Source organism: Mycobacterium sp. NGS54 (assembly GCF_059812465.1).
Window position 1 is genome coordinate 404275 of record NZ_JCALCS010000004.1, and the last position, 17044, is coordinate 421318.

The window sequence follows — 17044 nt, forward strand, 5'->3', positions numbered from 1 at the left end:
TATGTGGCAATTCTGACTACGTGCGTTGTCACTTTAGAGCTTAGGAGCGATGTGCAGACGGGTCAACGACGGGGGCGTTGGACCGGCGTGCCCCTCGAGAGCCGCCTCGCCCTCCGCCGCGACAACCTCATCACCGCGGGCGTGCAGTTGCTCGGCAGCGACCGCGGCCCCGCGCTGACGGTGCGTGCCGTATGCCGGAAGGCCGCGCTCACCGAACGCTACTTCTACGAAAGCTTCGCCGACCGCGACGAATTCGTGCGCGCCGTGTACGACGACGTCTGCACGCGCGCGATGAACACCCTCACCTCGGCGAAGACGCCGCGCGAGGCCGTCGAACAGTTCGTCGAGCTCATGGTCGACGACCCCGTGCGGGGCCGGGTGCTGCTCCTGGCGCCCGCGGTGGAGCCGGTGTTGACGCGGTCGGGCGCGGAATGGATGCCCAACTTCATCGACCTGCTGCAGCGCAAGCTGTCGCGCATCGGCGATCCGGTGCTGCAGAAGTTGATCGCCACCAGCCTGGTCGGCGGGTTGACGAGCCTGTTCACCGCCTACCTCAACGGCCGGCTCGGGGCCACCCGCAAGCAGTTCATCGACTACTGCGTCAACATGCTCTTCAACGCCGCGGCGCCCTACGTACCGCCCGCCGAGCAGGAGATGCCCGAGTAGCGGTTTCGCGCACACCCCGCACTGGCTAGCCGTAACGAGGCGGGTTTTCCGCGACGCCCGTCCACCGCCGAAAACTGGGCCGCGCGGCGCGCTGCGAGGAACTTGATGCTACCGGGAGACACAGATATATTGACTGCTACCCGCAGACACAGATAACTGGAGGGGCCATGTCAGCGGAGCTGACTGATTTACAGCTTTTGCATGAACTCGAACCGGTCGTGGAGAAGTACCTGAACCGGCATCTGAGCGTGCACAAGCCCTGGAACCCGCACGACTACATCCCGTGGTCGGACGGCAAGAACTACTACGCCCTCGGCGGCCAGGACTGGCACCCCGAGGAGAGCAAGCTCTCCGACCTCGCCCAGGTGGCGATGGTGCAGAACCTGATGACGGAAGACAATCTGCCCTCGTATCACCGCGAGATCGCGATGAACTTCGGTATGGACGGCGCGTGGGGGCAGTGGGTCAACCGGTGGACCGCCGAGGAGAACCGGCACGGGATCGCGCTGCGCGACTACCTGGTGGTGACCCGCGCGGTCGACCCGGTCGAACTGGAGAAGCTGCGCATCGAGGTGGTGAACCGCGGCTTCAGCCCGGGCCAGAATCACCAGGTTCGGGAAGACCTGTTCGCCGAGAGCCTGTTCGATTCGGTCATCTATGTCACGTTCCAGGAGCTGGCGACCCGGATTTCGCACCGCAACACCGGTAAGGCCTGCAACGAGCCGATCGCAGACCAGATGCTGGCAAAGATCTCGGCCGACGAGAACCTGCACATGATCTTCTACCGCGACGTCAGTGAGGCCGGGTTCGAGATCGATCCCAACCAGGCGACGAAGTCGCTGCACAAGATTCTGCGTAACTTCCAGATGCCAGGCTTCCAGGTACCCGAATTCCGGCGCAAAGCCGTTTTGATCGCCGTCGGGGGCGTGTACGACCCCCGCATCCACCTCGACGACGTCGTCATGCCGGTTCTTAAGAAATGGCGCTTCTTCGAGCGTGATGACATCACCGGTGAGGCTGCCGACTTGCGCGAAGACCTTGCCTTGCTGATCAAGGAACTCGAGGCAGCCTGCGACAAGTTCGAGGTGTCCAAGCGGCGCCAACTCGACCGGGAGGCCCGCACGGGCAAGAGGACCACCGCATTCGAGCTGCACCAGACCGCGGGCAAGCTGGCGATGAGCCGCCGGTAGGGCCGTGCGCATCGGTCCGATCACGCTCGCCAGCCCGGTGGTGCTGGCCCCGATGGCGGGCGTGACCAACGTCGCGTTCCGGACGCTGTGCCGTGAGCTGGAACTATCCAAGGTCGGCACCGTTAGCGGGCTGTACGTCTGCGAGATGGTGACCGCGCGCGCTCTGGTCGAGCGACACCCGGTCACGATGCACATGACGACATTCGCGCCCGACGAGTCACCCCGCTCGCTGCAGCTCTACACCGTCGACCCGGCGACCACCTACGCGGCCGCCCGGATGATCGCTGACGAGAACCTGGCCGACCACATCGACATGAACTTCGGCTGCCCGGTGCCCAAGGTCACCAAGCGTGGCGGCGGGGCGGCGCTGCCGTTCAAGCGGCGGCTGTTCGGCCAGATCGTCGCCGCGGCCGTGCGGGCCACCGAGGGCGCCGACATCCCCGTGACCGTGAAGTTCCGGATCGGCATCGACGACGAGCACCACACCCACCTGGACGCCGGCCGCATCGCCGAGGCCGAGGGCGCGGCCGCGGTCGCGCTGCACGCCCGCACGGCGGCGCAACGCTACTCGGGCACCGCCGACTGGGACCAGATCGCCCTGCTCAAGCAGCAGGTGCGGACCATCCCGGTGCTCGGCAACGGAGACATCTATGACGCCAGCGACGCGTTGGCGATGATGGCCAGCACGGGATGCGACGGCGTCGTCATCGGTCGCGGCTGCCTGGGCCGGCCCTGGCTCTTCGCCGAGTTGTCGGCCGCGTTCACCGGGAGCCCGGCCCCGACACCGCCCACGCTGGGCGAGGTCGCCGACATTGTGCGCCGGCACGGCCGGCTGCTGGCAGCGCATTTCGGCGAGGACAAGGGCATGCGCGACATCCGCAAGCACGTCGCCTGGTACCTGCACGGATTTCCCGCCGGATCCGAGTTGCGTCGGGCGCTGGCAATGGTCACGACGTTGGATGAGCTCGACATTCTGGTCGACCGGCTGGACCGCACCGTCCCGTTTCCGGACGCGGCGAGCGGCCCTCGCGGTCGGCAGGGCTCACCGGCCCGCGTGGCCCTTCCCGACGGCTGGCTGACCGACCCGGACGACTGCACGGTGCCCGCGGGGGCGGACGTCATGCACTCTGGCGGCTAAGCGTTAACACGCGCGAAATCGCGTCCGCGCCGATAACTCAGTACGATGTGGACCTTGCTGCATTGCGCTTCGGTGGGGGTCGGTTGCGTGCCGCCGCGGGAGCGCGGGAACACCGTGCGACCCACGGGTGGCACGGCTCGCGGCGCTGATGGCTAGTCCGGCGTCGCATCAGAGTTGCACCAGGGTTTTGGAGGCCGATCGGACATGGGTAATGGCGGCACTGACGCCACTCGTGGCCCTCGGCGCACCCCTCCGCCGACGCTGGGCGCCGCCCCATGGGAGCGGTTCGCGCAACCGCTGTCCGATCACAGCGTCCACCGCTGGCTGGCCGAGCCGGCCCCGGACGAGGGCGTCGAGCCTTTCGAGAGCGTTGAGGCCGTCGAGCCGCCGCTGGTCGAGGCCGAAAAGGCGGGGTCCCACACCGACGGCGGGCTCACGGTCGCCGATCTGATCGCCAAGGTCGGGGCCCCGAGCACCGCCCGGCCCAGTCACCACCACGCCGCACCGGACGCCGAAATTCCCGAGGCCGGGTCCGGCCTGCCCGTCGACCTGCAGGAAACGCAGGTAATCGAGACACCTGCCTATCTGTCCGAGCCCGCGCCGGAGCTGCCCGACCTCGAGGCCGCCGATTACGCGGATTACGACGAGTTCGAACCCGATGAGACCGAGGCCGGCCCCGCCCCCGAGCGGGAATCCGAGAACCGCGAGCCGAAGGCCAAGCGACGGCGGCGACGCCCGATCTTGGTGGCGGTGCGTTCCATGGCGGCATTCTCCGCGGTGCTGGCGCTGGCCCTGACCGGCGGGGCGTGGCAGTGGAGCGCGTCGAAGAACAACCGCCTCAACATCGTCAACGCACTCGACCCGAACTCGAGCGACATCCGCGATCCCGGCGGCCAGTACGGCGACGAAGACTTCCTGATCGTCGGGATGGACTCCCGGTCCGGGGACAACGCCAACATGGGCGCCGGGGACGCCGACGACGCCGGCGGGGCGCGGTCGGACACCGTGATGCTGGTCAACATTCCCGCCAACCGCAAACGCGTGGTGGCGGTGTCGTTCCCCCGCGACCTCGCGATCACTCCGATCCAATGCGAGGCGTGGAACCCCGACACCGGCAAGTACGGACCCCTCTACGACCAGAAGACCAAGACCTGGGGTCCCAAGACGGTCTACACCGAGACGAAGCTGAACTCGACCTTCGCGTTCGGCGGCCCGAAATGTCTGGTCAAGGAGATCCAGAAGCTGTCCGGGTTGAGCATCAACCGATTCATCGCCGTCGACTTCGCCGGCTTCGCGAAGATGGTCGACGCCCTCGGCGGAATCGAAGTCTGCAGCCGCACACCGATACACGACTACGAACTGGGCACCGTCCTCGAACACGGGGGGCGCCAGGTGCTCGACGGGCCGACCGCGCTCAACTACGTGCGGGCCCGCCAGGTCACCACTGAGACCAACGGTGACTACGGCCGCATCAAGCGCCAACAGTTGTTCCTGTCTTCGCTGTTGCGGTCGCTGATCTCCGAGGACACCCTGCTCGACCTCAACAAGCTCAACAACGTCGTCAACATGGTCATCAACGACACCTCCGTCGACAACGTCAAGACCAAGGACCTGGTCCAGCTCGGTCAGTCGCTGCAGGGGATGGCGGCCGGACACATGACGTTTGTCACCGTGCCCACCGGCGTGACGGACCAGAACGGCGACGAGCCCCCACGGATGGCCGACATGCGGGCGCTTTTCGACGCGATCATCAACGACGACCCGCTGCCCGAGGAAAACGACCAGAACGCGCTGAATTTGGGGACCTCGTCCACCCCGACGCCGGGTTCGGGCCCGAGCAAGGCGCCCACCGCCAAGAAGGCGCCGAGCCCCACCGCGACCCCGGAGGCCCAGCAGCAGCAGGTGACGACGACGGCGCCGCAGGATGTGACGGTGCGGGTATCCAACGCGACAACGCAGAGCGGGTTGGCGACCACCGCGACCAGCCAGCTCAAGCGCAACGGCTTCAACGTGATGTCGCCGGATGACTATCCCAGCTCGGTGAGCACGACGACGGTGTTGTTCTCGCCCGGCAACGAGCAGGCCGCCGCCACGGTGGCCTCGTCGTTCGCCAACGCGAAGGTCCAGCGAGTGTCGGGCTACGGCCAAGTCATCCAGGTGGTGCTGGGGCCCGACTTCAACTCGGTCGCCACTCCCGCGCCCACCGGCTCGTCGATCAGCATGCAGATCGAACGCGGGTCGGGCAACACTCCGACGAAGCTGCCCGACGACCTGACGGTCACCAACGCGGCCGACACCACCTGCGAGTAAAGATTTTTGGCGCTAAGGCGCCATCCTTTTCCGGCGTCGAGAACGTAGGCTTGGCGGCATGCGGACGGCCTACCATGAGCAGCTCTCGGAATTATCCGAGCGCCTGGGCGAGATGTGCGGGCTGGCGGGGATCGCCATGGAGCGGGCCACCCAGGCCCTGCTGCAGGCGGATCTGGTGCTGGCCGAACAAGTGATCTCCGACCACGAGAAAATCGCGACGCTGAGCGCCGAAGCGGAAGAAAGCGCGTTCGTGCTGCTGGCGCTGCAGGCACCGGTCGCCGGCGACCTGCGGTCCATCGTCAGCGCCATCCAGATGGTGGCGGACATCGACCGGATGGGCGCGCTTGCCTTGCACGTCGCGAAGATCGCACGCCGGCGCCATCCCCAGCACGCGCTGCCCGAGGAGGTCAACGGGTATTTCGCCGAAATGGGTAGGGTCGCAGTCGAATTGGGCAACAACGCGCAAGAGGTGGTGTTGTCGCGCGACCCGGAGAAAGCCGCCCGGATCCGCGAGGAAGACGACGCCATGGACGATCTGCACCGGCACCTGTTCTCGGTGCTGATGGACCGGGAGTGGAAGCACGGTGTGGCGGCGGCCGTCGACGTGACGTTGCTGGGCCGCTTCTACGAGCGCTTCGCCGACCACGCGGTGGAAGTGGCGAGGCGCGTCATTTTCCAGGCGACCGGCAGCTTGCCGGAGGACGAGACCAAACCGCCTGCGCGCTAGCGTTCGCTAGCCGAAGCGGCCCGAGATGTAGTCCTCCGTCGCCTTCTGGGTCGGGTTGGAGAAGATCTTCTCGGTGTCGTCGACTTCGATCAGCCGGCCGGGCTTTCCGGTGGCCTCCAGGTTGAAGAACGCCGTCTGATCGCTCACCCGGGCGGCCTGCTGCATGTTGTGCGTGACGATGACGATGGTGTAGTCCTGCTTCAACTCGCTGATCAGTTCTTCGATGGCCAGCGTCGAAATCGGGTCCAGCGCCGAGCACGGCTCGTCCATCAGCAGCACGTCGGGCTGCACGGCGATCGCGCGCGCGATGCACAGGCGCTGCTGCTGGCCACCGGACAATCCACCGCCGGGCCGGTCCAACCGATCCTTCACCTCTTCCCACAAGTTCGCGCCGCGCAGCGAGTGCTCGGCCGTTTCGTCGAGCAGCTTGCGGTTGCGCACGCCCTGGAGCTTGAGGCCGGCGACCACGTTGTCCCGAATCGACATGGCGGGGAACGGGTTCGGCCGTTGGAACACCATGCCGATCGCCCGGCGCACACCGACCGGGTCGATACCGGGAGCGTAGATGTCTTGGTCGTCCAGCAGCACGCTGCCCTCGACCCGGGCGCCGGGAATAACCTCGTGCATCCGGTTCAGCGTCCGCAGCACGGTCGTCTTGCCGCAGCCCGACGAACCGATGAACGCGGTCACGCTGCGGGGCAGGATTGACATCGTCACATCTGCGACCGCCTTGAACGACCCGTAGTAGATGTTGATGGATTTGAGGTCCAACCGCTTGGCCACTAGTGCTCCTGCCTACGACTTCCTGGGGGCATAGAATTTCGCGATCACCCTGGCCCCGACATTGATGACCGCGATGACCAGAATGAGGGTTAGCGCGGCACCCCACAACCGATCCGTGGGCACCGGGTTGACGCCCGCGCCGGCCGACGTCTGGTCGTACATCATGCCGGGCAGCGATCCCATGAACCCGTGTGCGATGTCGAAGTTTATCGACTGCGAATATCCGACGAGGATGAGCAGGGGCGCCGTCTCACCCAGCACCCTGGCCACCGCCAGCATGATCCCGGTGATGATGCCGGACATCCCGGTGGGAATCACGACGCGGGCAATGGTTTTCCACTTCGGGATGCCCAGCGCGTAACTGGCCTCGCGCAGGTCCACCGGAACGATCCGCAGCATCTCCTCGGTGGCCCGCACGATCACCGGCAACATCAACAGGACCAACGCCAGCGACACCGCGAACTGGGACCGGGGCAGCCCCAGCGTCGCCACCCACAGCGCGTAGATGAACAACGCCGCCACGATCGAGGGCACGCCGGACAACATGTCGACCATGAAGGTGGCCAGCCGGCCCAGTGGTGTTCCGCCTCCGTATTCGACCAAGTAGATGGCCACCATGATGCCGATCGGCACCGAGATGAGGGCGCACACCAGTCCCTGCAGCAGGGTTCCGACGATCGCGTGGTAGGCGCCGCCGCCGGCCACGAACGCCGTCATACCGGCTTGGGAATGCGTCCACCACGTGGTGGACCCGACCGCCTTGAGCCCCTTGGCGATTACCGAGTACAGCACCAACAGCAACGGGATGACGGCGATCACCATCGAGATGGTCACCAACGCGGTCGCGGTGTTGTTCGCGACCCGACGGCGGCGGCCGAGGTCGGACAGGGCCCGCGCCTTGAGCGGACGGTCGAGCATCGAGGTCATCGACCGCCCCCGCGGTTGCCGGCGCCGGCCACGGCTCCGCGGGCCAGCGTGTCGACGAGGAACGTGAGCAGGAACAGGACCAGCCCCGCCGCGATGTAGGCGCCGGCCTTGAACCGGTCGTCGAATTCCCCTGCCGCGCCCGCGATCTTGGTCGCGAAGGTCGAGCCGCCGTCGAACAGCGACCACCCGAACGCGGCCTGGGTACCCCGCAAGATGATCAGCAGCGCGACCGTCTCGCCCAGGGCGCGGCCCAGGCCCAGCATCGCGCCACTGACGTAACCGGATCGCCCGAACGGCAGCACGGTCGTCCTGACCACTTCCCAGCGCGTGGCGCCGAGCGCCAGCGCCGCCTCGATCTCCTCGTGCGGCGTCTGGACGAACACTTCCCGGGTCACGCCGGTGATGATCGGCAAAATCATGACCGCCAACACGATCCCGCCGGTGAAGATGGTGCCGCCGCCCGCCACCGACGCGTTGCCGGTGGCGAACAGGAAACACCATCCGAGGCTGTGATTCAGCCAGTTGGCGACCGGCCGCAGCTGCGGCGCCAGGACGTACAGGCCCCACACGCCGTAGACGATCGAGGGCACCGCGGCGAGCAGGTCGACCGCGTAGGCCAGCGGCCCGGCGACCCGCCGCGGCGCGTACTGCGTGATGAACAGGGCGACGCCCAGGGCGACCGGCATGGCCAGGACCAAGGCGAACACCGAGACGAACACGGTCACCTGCAGCAGCTCGGGGATTCCGAAGTGCATGGCCGACGTGTCGGTGGTGACCCAGCTATCCCCGTAGCTGAAGAAGTTCTCGCGGTTGCGCCTCAGCGCCGGAATCGCGCGCAACAGCAAGAACCCGCCGATGGCCGCGATCAGGACAACGACGAGAACGCCCGAACCCCTGGCGAGCCAACGGAATATCCTGTCGCCCATCCGCGGCTGGGCACGTCCCCAGGGGCTGATCGGCACCACCGGCGATTCCGGAAAGGGCGCAGCGACAACCGCACCCGAACCCGCTGCGGATGGGTCTGGCGTTGTCACTGTGATCCCGTCACAGTTCTGCTGTCGCTCCTCGCGCCCACCGGTCACTGCATGGCATTGATCGCGGTAACCAATCGCCCCTTGACCTTATCGGTCAGCGGAACGTAACCGGCGGACGCGAGGCCGGCCTGCCCGTTGGTCGCGGCCACGCCCAGGAACGACTTGATCGCCGCGGAGGTATCTGCGTCGTAACCCTTCGAGCACACGATCTCGTAGGTGGCCAGCACCAGCGGATACGAGCCCTCCTGCTGTCCGGCGTACACCGGGTTCAGATCAAGCACCAGGTCGTTGCCGTCGGCCACGAAGCTGGCCGCCTGGATGGCCTTGTTGGCGGTGTCGGCGGTGAGCGGAACCACGCCGTTGCCGGTGCCGATCAGGGCATACGGCAACCGGGCCTGGTCGGCGAACCCCTTCTCGACGTACCCGATGGCACCCGGTGTGGCCCGCACGGCCTGGATCACGCCGGCCGACTTCGCGGCCCCTTCGCCGACGCCGCCCTGGAACTCCGTGCCCACGCCCCGGGTCCAGCTCTGCGGCGCGGCGGCCGTCAGATATTTCTGGACGTTGTCGGTGGTTCCCGACGAGTCCGCCCGGTAGATCGGCACCACCTTGGTGGCGGGCAGCGCCACCCCGGGATTGAGCGCCGCCAGGATCGGGTCGTTCCAGACCGTGATCCTGCCGCTGAAGACCTTGGCCAGGGCGTCGCTGCTGACGACCAGCTGCTGGACGCCGGGCAGGTTGTACACCAGCGCGACCGGGCCGAAAACCAGCGGCAGATCCCACGCCGGGTTTCCGTCGCAGCGTTTGGCGGCCGGGCCGATCTGGTCGGCGACGAGCGGCGAGTCCGCCCCCGCGAAGTCGACGTGGCCCGCGATGAACTGCTCGCGGCCGGCGCCCGACCCGGTCGGGTTGTACGACACGCCCTTGCCCGGGCAGTACTGCCCCCACACCTGGTTGAACAGCGACATCGCGTTCAGTTGGGCGGTCGAACCCTCCGCCGTCAACCCATTCTTGCCCCCGCAGCCCGCCGTGCCGGTGGGTCCCGAGATCGCGGCCGGCGACGCGCCGCGGCGGTTGTCGTCGCTGCCGCAGGCGGTCAGGGTTGCACCGCAGATGGCCAGCGCCAGCGCGACGACCGTCAGCGCCCTGCCGTGCCTGTCGAGCCTCACCGATCTCGCTTTCTGACGCATTTCGGGACGCATCCGGGCGCCGCTGGCCACTCCCCAAAGGAGGTTGCCAAGTCACCGCGAAAATATGCGCCGATAGGACCCAGAGAAGTCGGTCGAGGTGAATGCAATGTGAACACTTCGCATCCACACGACGAGGGTCAGCCGGGCGCCGGCGCGAAAGCGGTATCGACGCTGTAGATGGTGAATCCCAGGCGCTCGTAGGTCCGCACCGCGGCGACGTTGTCGGACTCCACGTAGAGCATCACAGTCGGTTCGGCCGAACCGGACAGCCGCCGTGCCAGGTACTGAATCCCGGTGGCCGTCAACGCCTGCCCCAGGCGCCGGCCCTGCGCCGCGGGATCAACGCCGACGACGTAGACCTCGCCCATACCCGGTCGGTCGAGGTGCACCTTGGTCCAGTGGAACCCCAGCAGCCTGCCCGCCTCGTCGCTGTCGCGGGCGCCGAAGGCCAGGAACAAGCCGGCCGAGTCGAACCAGGGTTCACTGCGCCTCTCCGCCAAGTCGGCCTCGGTCCACCCGCCCTGTTCGGGGTGGTAGGCGAATGCCGCGTTGTTCACCCGCAACAGCTCGGCGTCGTCGGACGTGCCGTAGTAGGTGCGGATCTGCACCCCGGGGACCGGCGGCACCGGGTCGCCGGCGTCGCGCAGCGATCGCCGCATTTGGACCAGCTCGCGCACGGCGACGAGGCCGAGCGCGGACGCGGTCGCCCGGGCCGGCTCGAGGGTGCCGTGCGCCCAGAATCGGTTCCGCCCGCCGGTCCTGGTCACCGCCGCGCGTCCCAGCGCGGCGCCGATACCGCGCCGGCGCGCCCGCGGGTGCACCACCAGTTCGGCCATCCCGGCGCCGCCGTCGCGGGGCGGGCTCAGATTGAGATAGCCGGTAACCGAGCCCGGTTGGCCACCGGTGACCAACAGGTGCTCGGTGCGGTCGTGCCCGAGTTCGCGCAACACCTGTTCGCCCACCGGCGCTACCCCATCGAATTCGGTTGCCGCCGAGATGAGTTCGCGCACCCCCCGCTGCTCATCGGCGGTCAGTGTGGAGCGCCACTCGGGCGGGCTCACTGACTGCGCAGCGGGTCGCCCAGCGGGTTTTGCAGCTCCTCGGAGTCGGCCTCGGCGTCGTCGACGGCATCGACATCATCGGGCTCGGCGAGCGGCGCGCGGCCGCGCGCCGGGCGGACGGCCTTGTAACCCACGTTGCGCACCGTGCCGATCAACGCCTCGTACTCGGGGCCGAGCTTGGCCCGAAGCCGTCGCACGTGCACGTCGACCGTGCGGGTGCCGCCGAAGAAGTCGTAGCCCCACACTTCGTGCAGCAGTTGCGCGCGGGTGAACACCCGGCCGGCGTGCTGGGCCAGGTACTTCAGCAGCTCGAACTCTTTGTAGGTCAGATCGAGCGGGCGGCCCCGCAGCCGCGCGGTGTAGGTGCCCTCGTCGATCACGAGCTCGCCGAGGCTCACCTTGCCGGCACTCTCCTGGTCCGCCAGCCCGCCGCGGCGACCGACCACCAGCCGCAGCCTCGCGTCGATCTCGGCGGGCCCGGTGCTGGGTAGCAGGATCTCGTCGAGACCCCAGTCGGCGCTGACGGCGACCAGGCCGCCTTCGCTCACCACCGCCAGGACGGGGACGGACCGGCCCGCCGTGCTCAGCAGCCGGCAAAGGCCGCGCGCGGACGACAGGTCGGTGCGCGCGTCGACGAGCACGGCGTCCGCGGTTCCGGCCTCTAGCAACGAGGAGGGTTCTGGCGGCGCCGTCCGAATGGTGTGGGGAAGCAACGACAACGACGGCAGCACCGGGTCGGGGTGCAGCTCCGAGGTCAGCAGTAAAAGCTCCAACAAGCCCCTCCAAATCGTGGGAAAGGCGTCTCCCAATTTCGATAACGCCACGACGCGTTGGTTGCCAGGTCATCTAACGATAACGTGCCACCTGCCTTTTCGGGGCAGGGTATCTGCCAGTGTGAGGCCCGCCACCGGACAGTGCATGACGCGGCGGCAATGCGATTACGCGACAATGTGCGCATGCGCAAGGTGCTGATCGGCGTCGCGGCGGCGGGCGCTGCGGTGGCCGTGATCGTCATCGGCGCCGTCGGCGTCGACTACGGAACCAGCATCTATGCCGAATACCGGCTATCGACCAGCATGCGAAAGGTGGCGAACTTGGGGTCCGACCCGTTCGTCGCGATCGTGGCTTTCCCCTTCATCCCGCAGGCGATGGGTCACCGCTACAGCCAGGTGGAGATCAAGGCCAACGCGGTCGATCACACGATGGTCGGCACCGCCACCCTCGAGGCCACCATGTATTCGGTCGATCTAACCCAGGCGTCCTGGCTGATCAGGCCCGAGGCGAAATTGCCGGTGGGCCGGCTGGAGAGCCGCATCATCGTCGATTCGATTCACCTGGGCCGGTACATGGGCATCACCGACCTGATGGTCGAGGCGCCCCCGGCGGTCACCAACACCGCCACCGGCGGCGTCACCGCCTCGGGCATCTCCGACAGCCACGGCCTGGTGTTCAGCGGCACGCCCAAATCGGCCGACTTCGACCACCGGGTCAGCGTCTCGGTCGACCTGTCCATCGCCCCCGACGACCCGGCGACGCTGGTGTTCACCCCGACCGGCGTCCTCACCGGCCCCGACACCGCCAACCAACCCGTTCCGGACGCCAAGCGGGACGCGGTGCTGCGCGCCTTCAGCACCAGGCTGGCCAACCAGCGGCTTCCGTTCGGCGTGGCGCCGACGTCCGAGGGGGCCCGTGGGTCCGACATCATCATTGAGGGCGTCACGCAGGGAGTAACCGTCGCCCTCGAGGGGTTCAAGCAGTCATGACCACAGTCGTCTGCGCGACCGTAGCGGCCTTCTTGGTGGCAACCCTTGCCGGATGGCTGCTGACGCGCCGCTCGGGGCACGTCCGCGAGATCGCCGCCGATCGGGGCGCCGACACCGATACCGCGGACCTGGGCCTGTCTCGTAGCGGCCCGACCGTCGTGCATTTCAGCGCCCCGTGGTGCGGGCCGTGTGATCGGGTCCGTCGGGTGGTGCACCAGGTCTGCGAGGACATGGGCGACGTCGCCCACCTCGAGATCGACCTGGACGCCGATCCGGCGACGGCCCGACGGTTTTCGGTGCTCTCCCTGCCCACCACGCTGATCTTCGACGTCGAGGGGCGACAGCGGTACCGGGCGTCCGGCGTACCGAAGGCCGCCGACCTGCGCTCGGTGCTGCAGCCGCTGTTGGCTTGACGACGGCGTCATTGGGTAAGCTTGCCGACGTGTCAGCCCGCCTCGAGCCCATGCTCACCACGCGTCGCACAGTCGAACTGTGCCGCATCGCGGGCTGTTGTTGTTGCTGTAGCTGCTGAGTAGCGGCGCCGCCGCGCGCACTCGGAGCAGCTTCGGAGCCCCCACCGAGGCTTTCCAAGTCGTGCCTCCCCCATTTCCGCGCAACAAGATTTCTAGGAGTAACACCGTGCCGAGCAGCAACACCGCCGTCGAGCCGGACCGCGTCGACGTCCGCGGCCCCAGGTTTGCCGCCTGGGTCACCACCGCGGTGCTGGTCGCCGCGCTCGTCGTTTCGGCCCTCAGCCCGCCGGTCGCCGCAATCATTCTCGGGGCGCAGGCCGTCGTCTTTGCGATCGGCGCCGTCGGCGGCCCGCGCCGGCATCCCTATGGGCGCATCTTCGCCACCGCCGTGGCGCCCCGGCTGGGGCCGGTCACGGAGCGCGAGCCGGTCGCGCCGCTGAAGTTCGCCCAACTCGTCGGCTTGATCTTCGCGGTCGTCGCCGCGGCGGGATTCGCCGCCGGCGCCTTCCTGGTCGGAGTCATCGCCACCGCATTCGCGCTGGTCGCCGCCTTCCTGAACGCGGCCTTCGGCATCTGCCTGGGCTGCCAGATCTACCCGCTGGTCGCACGCTTGCGCCCCTCTCCCTCCTAGCCCCCTGTTCATCAGCAGCAATCGAAAGGAACCCATCCATGGCACGCTCCGACGTCCTGGTCTCCGCGGACTGGGCCCAGAGCAATCTCGACGCCGAGAACGTCGTCTTCGTGGAAGTTGACGAGGACACCAGCGCTTACGACACCGGTCACATCCCCGGCGCGATCAGGCTGGACTGGCGCACCGATTTGCAGGACCCGGTCAAGCGCGACTTCGTCGACGCACAGCAATTCTCCAAGCTGCTGTCCGACCGCGGCATCGCCAACGACGACACCGTGATCCTCTACGGCGGCAACAACAACTGGTTCGCCGCCTACGCCTACTGGTACTTCAAGCTGTACGGCCACGAGAAGGTCAAGCTCCTCGACGGCGGCCGCAAGAAGTGGGAGCTCGACAGGCGCCCCCTGTCCACCGACACGGTCAGCCGGCCCGCCACGTCCTACACCGCGGCCGCGCCCGACAACAGCATCCGGGCCTTCCGCGACGAGGTCATCGCGGCCATCAACGTCAAGAACCTGGTCGACGTGCGCTCCCCCGACGAGTTCTCGGGCAAGATCCTCGCCCCGGCCCACCTGCCGCAGGAACAAAGCCAGCGGCCGGGCCACGTCCCGGGCGCGATCAACGTCCCGTGGAGCAAGGCCGCCAACGAGGACGGCACCTTCAAGTCCGACGAGGAGCTGGCCAAGCTGTACGCCGACGCCGGCCTGGACGGCGCCAAGGAGACCATCGCGTACTGCCGAATCGGCGAGCGCTCGTCGCACACCTGGTTCGTGCTGCAGGAATTACTCGGCCATCGGAATGTCAAGAACTACGACGGCAGTTGGACGGAATACGGCTCCCTGGTGGGTGCCCCGATCGAGTTGGGAAGCTGATATGTGCTCTGGACCGAAGCAAGGACTGACGTTGCCCGCCAGCGTCGATCTGGAGAAGGAAACGGTCATCACCGGACGGGTTGTGGACGGCGACGGTCAGGCGGTGGGTGGCGCGTTCGTCCGCCTGCTGGACTCGTCGGACGAATTCACCGCCGAGGTGGTCGCGTCGGCCACCGGTGACTTCCGGTTCTTCGCCGCACCGGGATCCTGGACGCTGCGCGCGCTGTCCCCCGTCGGCAACGGCGACGCCGTGGTGGCCCCGTCCGGTGCCGGCGTTCACGAGGTCGACGTCAAGATCGCCTGACGGACCGGCCGGTCCCCGGGGACTCCCGGGACGAATAGACTCGTTCCCGTGGTGCTCTTCTTCGAGATCATGCTGGTCGTCGCGGTCGTGGTCATCTCATGGTTCGCGCTGTACACCCTCTACCGGCTCATCACTGACGAGTCGTGACTTCCGAGGATCCTGACGGCCCGGTCGTTTCCGGCGGCTCGGGCGACCGCGCGGTCGCTGCCGCCGCCGAGCGCGCCAAGGTTACGGCGGCCCGCAACATCCCCGGCTTCGACGATCTGCCGGTGCCCGCCGACACCGCGAATCTGCGCGAAGGGGCGAACCTCAACGACGCACTGCTGGCGCTGCTGCCGCTGGTCGGGGTGTGGCGAGGCGAGGGCGAGGGCCGCGGAGCCGACGGGGACTACCGGTTCGGCCAGCAGATCGTGGTCTCGCACGACGGCGGCGACTATCTGAATTGGGAAGCGCGGTCCTGGCGGCTCGATGACGCGGGCGGGTACTCCGAACCCGGCCTGCGCGAGACGGGCTTCTGGCGCTTCGTCAGCGATCCCGACGACGATCCCACCGAGTCGCAGGCGATCGAGTTGTTGTTGGCCCATTCGGCCGGGTACATCGAGTTGTTCTACGGGCGGCCCCGCACGCAGTCGTCGTGGGAGCTGGTGACCGACGCGCTGGCCCGCAGCCGATCGGGTCTGCTGGTCGGCGGCGCCAAGCGGCTCTACGGCATCGTCGAAGGCGGCGACCTGGCCTACGTCGAGGAGCGGGTGGACGCCGACGGCGGTCTGGTGCCCCATCTTTCGGCGCGGCTGTCGCGGTTCGCGGGGTAACGTCCTACCGGCGTCCTGACATGGAGCGGCCCCCGAGCAAAGCTCCTGGTTGGACTGACCGGAAGCTCGGGGGCCGGGTGGCTACGGGGAATTCGCCAGCGCGCGTTGATCGCCGACTCTTCCGAGCCAATGCAGCTAGCGCGTAGCCACCTCACATGTCCATGAAGCTATCAATTTCGCGGACCACCTCCTTCCCTGTGTACGGCCGACCGTACCGGGGATTTCGCGAGCCGACAACCGAATTCAGCGCTCAGCGATCGCTGACGATGGCCGCGTCGACCAGTTCGGCGAATTCGGTGGCGATCGGGGATCGGAGCAGTCGGCGTCCGTCGAGCGTGTGCACCCGTGCCGCCAGGGTCATGCTCGATATCAGCCAGATCCCTTGGGCCGCAAGCAGGTCCGCGACCCGAAGCGCGCGGTAGTCGCAGTCGTAGCCCTTGGCCCGGGCCACCTCGAAGAGCGCCTGTTGCGTGGTGCCCCGCAGGATGGGGTACCAGGGCGGCGGTGTCAGCAGACACGGATTCCCGTCCGCGCCCGGTTCCGCGGCGATCACCACCGTCGAGCGCGGGCCTTCCAGGATGTAGCCGTCGGCGCTGACGAAGATGACATCGCCGGCGCCCTGCCGGGCGGCGTGCCGCAGCGCGGCCATGTTGACCGCATACGACAGCGTCTTGGCGCCGGCCAGCAGCCACGGCATGGCGTCGGCGCCCCGGGCCGGCAGGCCACGATCCAGCGTCATCGCGGAGAGCCCGTCGCGGCGAACCGCGCTCACCCGTTCCGGGACGGCGTTGACCATCACGTAGGCGGTCGGCGGCGAACCGCTCTCGCGGCCGCGGGTGTAGATCAAGCGCATGGCGCCTTCGTCGGAAGTGCCGGCGGCCCACCGCCGCGCCGCCTCCTCGATGGCATTCCGCCAGGCGGCGAGGTCCGGCACGGGCAGGTCCATCATCTTGGCGGACTGCGTCAGGCGCTGCAAGTGAGGGCCGACCAGGCAGGCACGGCCGTCGCGCACCAGCAGCGTCTCGAAGATGCCGTCGCCGCGAACGGCCGCCAAGTCGTCGGCGTGCAACAGCGGCGTCCCCGGCGGGTGCGCCTGGCCGTCCAGCGTGACGATCACACCCGTCTGGTCGGCCATGGAGGCTAAGCCTAGCCGCGAGGGTGCG

18 protein-coding genes are annotated in these 17044 nt (G+C 67.8%); 11 read left to right on the forward strand and 7 right to left on the reverse strand.

The genetic code is table 11. The annotated features are described in order from the left end of the window. Positions 1-51 precede the first annotated feature (51 nt). The 5 genes from AC5Y5E_RS14430 to phoU all read left to right on the forward strand — a co-directional run bounded on the left by AC5Y5E_RS14430 (position 52) and on the right by phoU (position 6031). Positions 52-666, forward strand: coding sequence for a TetR/AcrR family transcriptional regulator (locus AC5Y5E_RS14430; protein WP_499903648.1), 615 nt, complete (start codon positions 52-54; stop codon positions 664-666). A gap of 167 nt (positions 667-833) precedes the next feature. Next, positions 834-1856 carry an acyl-ACP desaturase gene (locus AC5Y5E_RS14435; protein ID WP_499903649.1) on the forward strand — a complete coding sequence of 341 codons (1023 nt, stop codon included), beginning with the start codon at positions 834-836 and terminating at the stop codon, positions 1854-1856. A gap of 4 nt (positions 1857-1860) precedes the next feature. Beyond that, the gene (dusB, locus tag AC5Y5E_RS14440; protein ID WP_499903650.1) at positions 1861-2994 is read left to right on the forward strand and encodes a tRNA dihydrouridine synthase DusB; all 1134 of its coding nucleotides are present in this window, start codon (positions 1861-1863) and stop codon (positions 2992-2994) included. Positions 2995-3198: 204 nt separating this feature from the next. Beyond that, positions 3199-5304, forward strand: a complete 2106-nt coding sequence (locus AC5Y5E_RS14445) for an LCP family protein (RefSeq protein ID WP_499903651.1) — start codon at positions 3199-3201, stop codon at positions 5302-5304. Positions 5305-5362: 58 nt separating this feature from the next. Beyond that, positions 5363-6031 (forward strand): phosphate signaling complex protein PhoU, encoded by a 669-nt coding sequence (phoU, locus tag AC5Y5E_RS14450; RefSeq protein ID WP_499903652.1) that lies wholly within the window; start codon positions 5363-5365, stop codon positions 6029-6031. Positions 6032-6037: 6 nt separating this feature from the next. On the opposite strand, the gene pstB is transcribed toward phoU, so the two are convergent. The 6 genes from pstB to AC5Y5E_RS14480 all read right to left on the reverse strand — a co-directional run bounded on the left by pstB (position 6038) and on the right by AC5Y5E_RS14480 (position 11802). Continuing rightward, a complete protein-coding gene (gene pstB / locus AC5Y5E_RS14455) occupies positions 6038-6814 on the reverse strand; it encodes a phosphate ABC transporter ATP-binding protein PstB (protein ID WP_499903653.1) in 777 nt (258 codons plus the stop codon). Between the two features lie 12 nt (positions 6815-6826). Continuing rightward, positions 6827-7741 (reverse strand): phosphate ABC transporter permease PstA, encoded by a 915-nt coding sequence (gene pstA, locus AC5Y5E_RS14460; protein WP_499903654.1) that lies wholly within the window; start codon positions 7739-7741, stop codon positions 6827-6829. Continuing rightward, positions 7738-8775 carry a phosphate ABC transporter permease subunit PstC gene (pstC, locus tag AC5Y5E_RS14465; protein ID WP_499903655.1) on the reverse strand — a complete coding sequence of 346 codons (1038 nt, stop codon included), beginning with the start codon at positions 8773-8775 and terminating at the stop codon, positions 7738-7740. Before pstC ends, pstA begins: the two co-directional genes overlap by 4 nt. A 44-nt stretch (positions 8776-8819) precedes the next feature. Further along, positions 8820-9944, reverse strand: a complete 1125-nt coding sequence (pstS, locus tag AC5Y5E_RS14470) for a phosphate ABC transporter substrate-binding protein PstS (RefSeq protein ID WP_499903656.1) — start codon at positions 9942-9944, stop codon at positions 8820-8822. A 158-nt stretch (positions 9945-10102) separates the two neighbouring features. After that, positions 10103-11026 (reverse strand): mycothiol synthase, encoded by a 924-nt coding sequence (gene mshD, locus AC5Y5E_RS14475; RefSeq protein ID WP_499903657.1) that lies wholly within the window; start codon positions 11024-11026, stop codon positions 10103-10105. Then, a complete protein-coding gene (locus AC5Y5E_RS14480) occupies positions 11023-11802 on the reverse strand; it encodes a winged helix-turn-helix transcriptional regulator (protein WP_499903658.1) in 780 nt (259 codons plus the stop codon). The genes mshD and AC5Y5E_RS14480 overlap by 4 nt, the downstream gene beginning before the upstream one ends. Positions 11803-11976: 174 nt before the next feature. Between AC5Y5E_RS14480 and lmeA the strand changes: the two genes are divergently transcribed. The 6 genes from lmeA to AC5Y5E_RS14510 all read left to right on the forward strand — a co-directional run bounded on the left by lmeA (position 11977) and on the right by AC5Y5E_RS14510 (position 15881). Then, entirely contained in the window at positions 11977-12789 is an 813-nt protein-coding gene (gene lmeA, locus AC5Y5E_RS14485; RefSeq protein WP_499903937.1) for a mannan chain length control protein LmeA, read from the forward strand. After that, positions 12786-13202 carry a thioredoxin family protein gene (locus tag AC5Y5E_RS14490; protein ID WP_499903659.1) on the forward strand — a complete coding sequence of 139 codons (417 nt, stop codon included), beginning with the start codon at positions 12786-12788 and terminating at the stop codon, positions 13200-13202. The genes lmeA and AC5Y5E_RS14490 overlap by 4 nt, the downstream gene beginning before the upstream one ends. Before the next feature lie 226 nt (positions 13203-13428). Next, entirely contained in the window at positions 13429-13893 is a 465-nt protein-coding gene (locus AC5Y5E_RS14495; RefSeq protein WP_499903660.1) for a DUF4395 domain-containing protein, read from the forward strand. Positions 13894-13931: 38 nt separating this feature from the next. Next, positions 13932-14765: a sulfurtransferase gene (locus tag AC5Y5E_RS14500; RefSeq protein WP_499903661.1), complete on the forward strand. Its 834-nt coding sequence runs from the start codon at positions 13932-13934 to the stop codon at positions 14763-14765. Position 14766: 1 nt separating this feature from the next. Then, positions 14767-15069, forward strand: coding sequence for a DUF1416 domain-containing protein (locus AC5Y5E_RS14505; RefSeq protein ID WP_499881751.1), 303 nt, complete (start codon positions 14767-14769; stop codon positions 15067-15069). Positions 15070-15212: 143 nt separating this feature from the next. Then, positions 15213-15881, forward strand: coding sequence for a heme-binding beta-barrel domain-containing protein (locus AC5Y5E_RS14510; protein WP_499903662.1), 669 nt, complete (start codon positions 15213-15215; stop codon positions 15879-15881). Positions 15882-16131: 250 nt separating this feature from the next. On the opposite strand, the gene AC5Y5E_RS14515 is transcribed toward AC5Y5E_RS14510, so the two are convergent. Further along, entirely contained in the window at positions 16132-16998 is an 867-nt protein-coding gene (locus AC5Y5E_RS14515) for an aminodeoxychorismate lyase (RefSeq protein WP_499903938.1), read from the reverse strand. Between the last annotated feature and the right edge of the window lie 46 nt (positions 16999-17044).

Excerpts from the sequence above, each read along its gene's own strand:
- AC5Y5E_RS14500 (WP_499903661.1), top strand. The coding sequence starts at position 13,932 with ATGGCACGCTCCGACGTCCTGGTCTCCGCGGACTGGGCCCAGAGCAAT.
- AC5Y5E_RS14490 (WP_499903659.1), top strand. The coding sequence starts at position 12,786 with ATGACCACAGTCGTCTGCGCGACCGTAGCGGCCTTCTTGGTGGCAACC.
- phoU (WP_499903652.1), top strand. The coding sequence starts at position 5,363 with ATGCGGACGGCCTACCATGAGCAGCTCTCGGAATTATCCGAGCGCCTG.
- AC5Y5E_RS14505 (WP_499881751.1), top strand. The coding sequence starts at position 14,767 with ATGTGCTCTGGACCGAAGCAAGGACTGACGTTGCCCGCCAGCGTCGAT.
- pstA (WP_499903654.1), bottom strand. The coding sequence starts at position 7,741 with ATGACCTCGATGCTCGACCGTCCGCTCAAGGCGCGGGCCCTGTCCGAC.
- AC5Y5E_RS14435 (WP_499903649.1), top strand. The coding sequence starts at position 834 with ATGTCAGCGGAGCTGACTGATTTACAGCTTTTGCATGAACTCGAACCG.
- AC5Y5E_RS14445 (WP_499903651.1), top strand. The coding sequence starts at position 3,199 with ATGGGTAATGGCGGCACTGACGCCACTCGTGGCCCTCGGCGCACCCCT.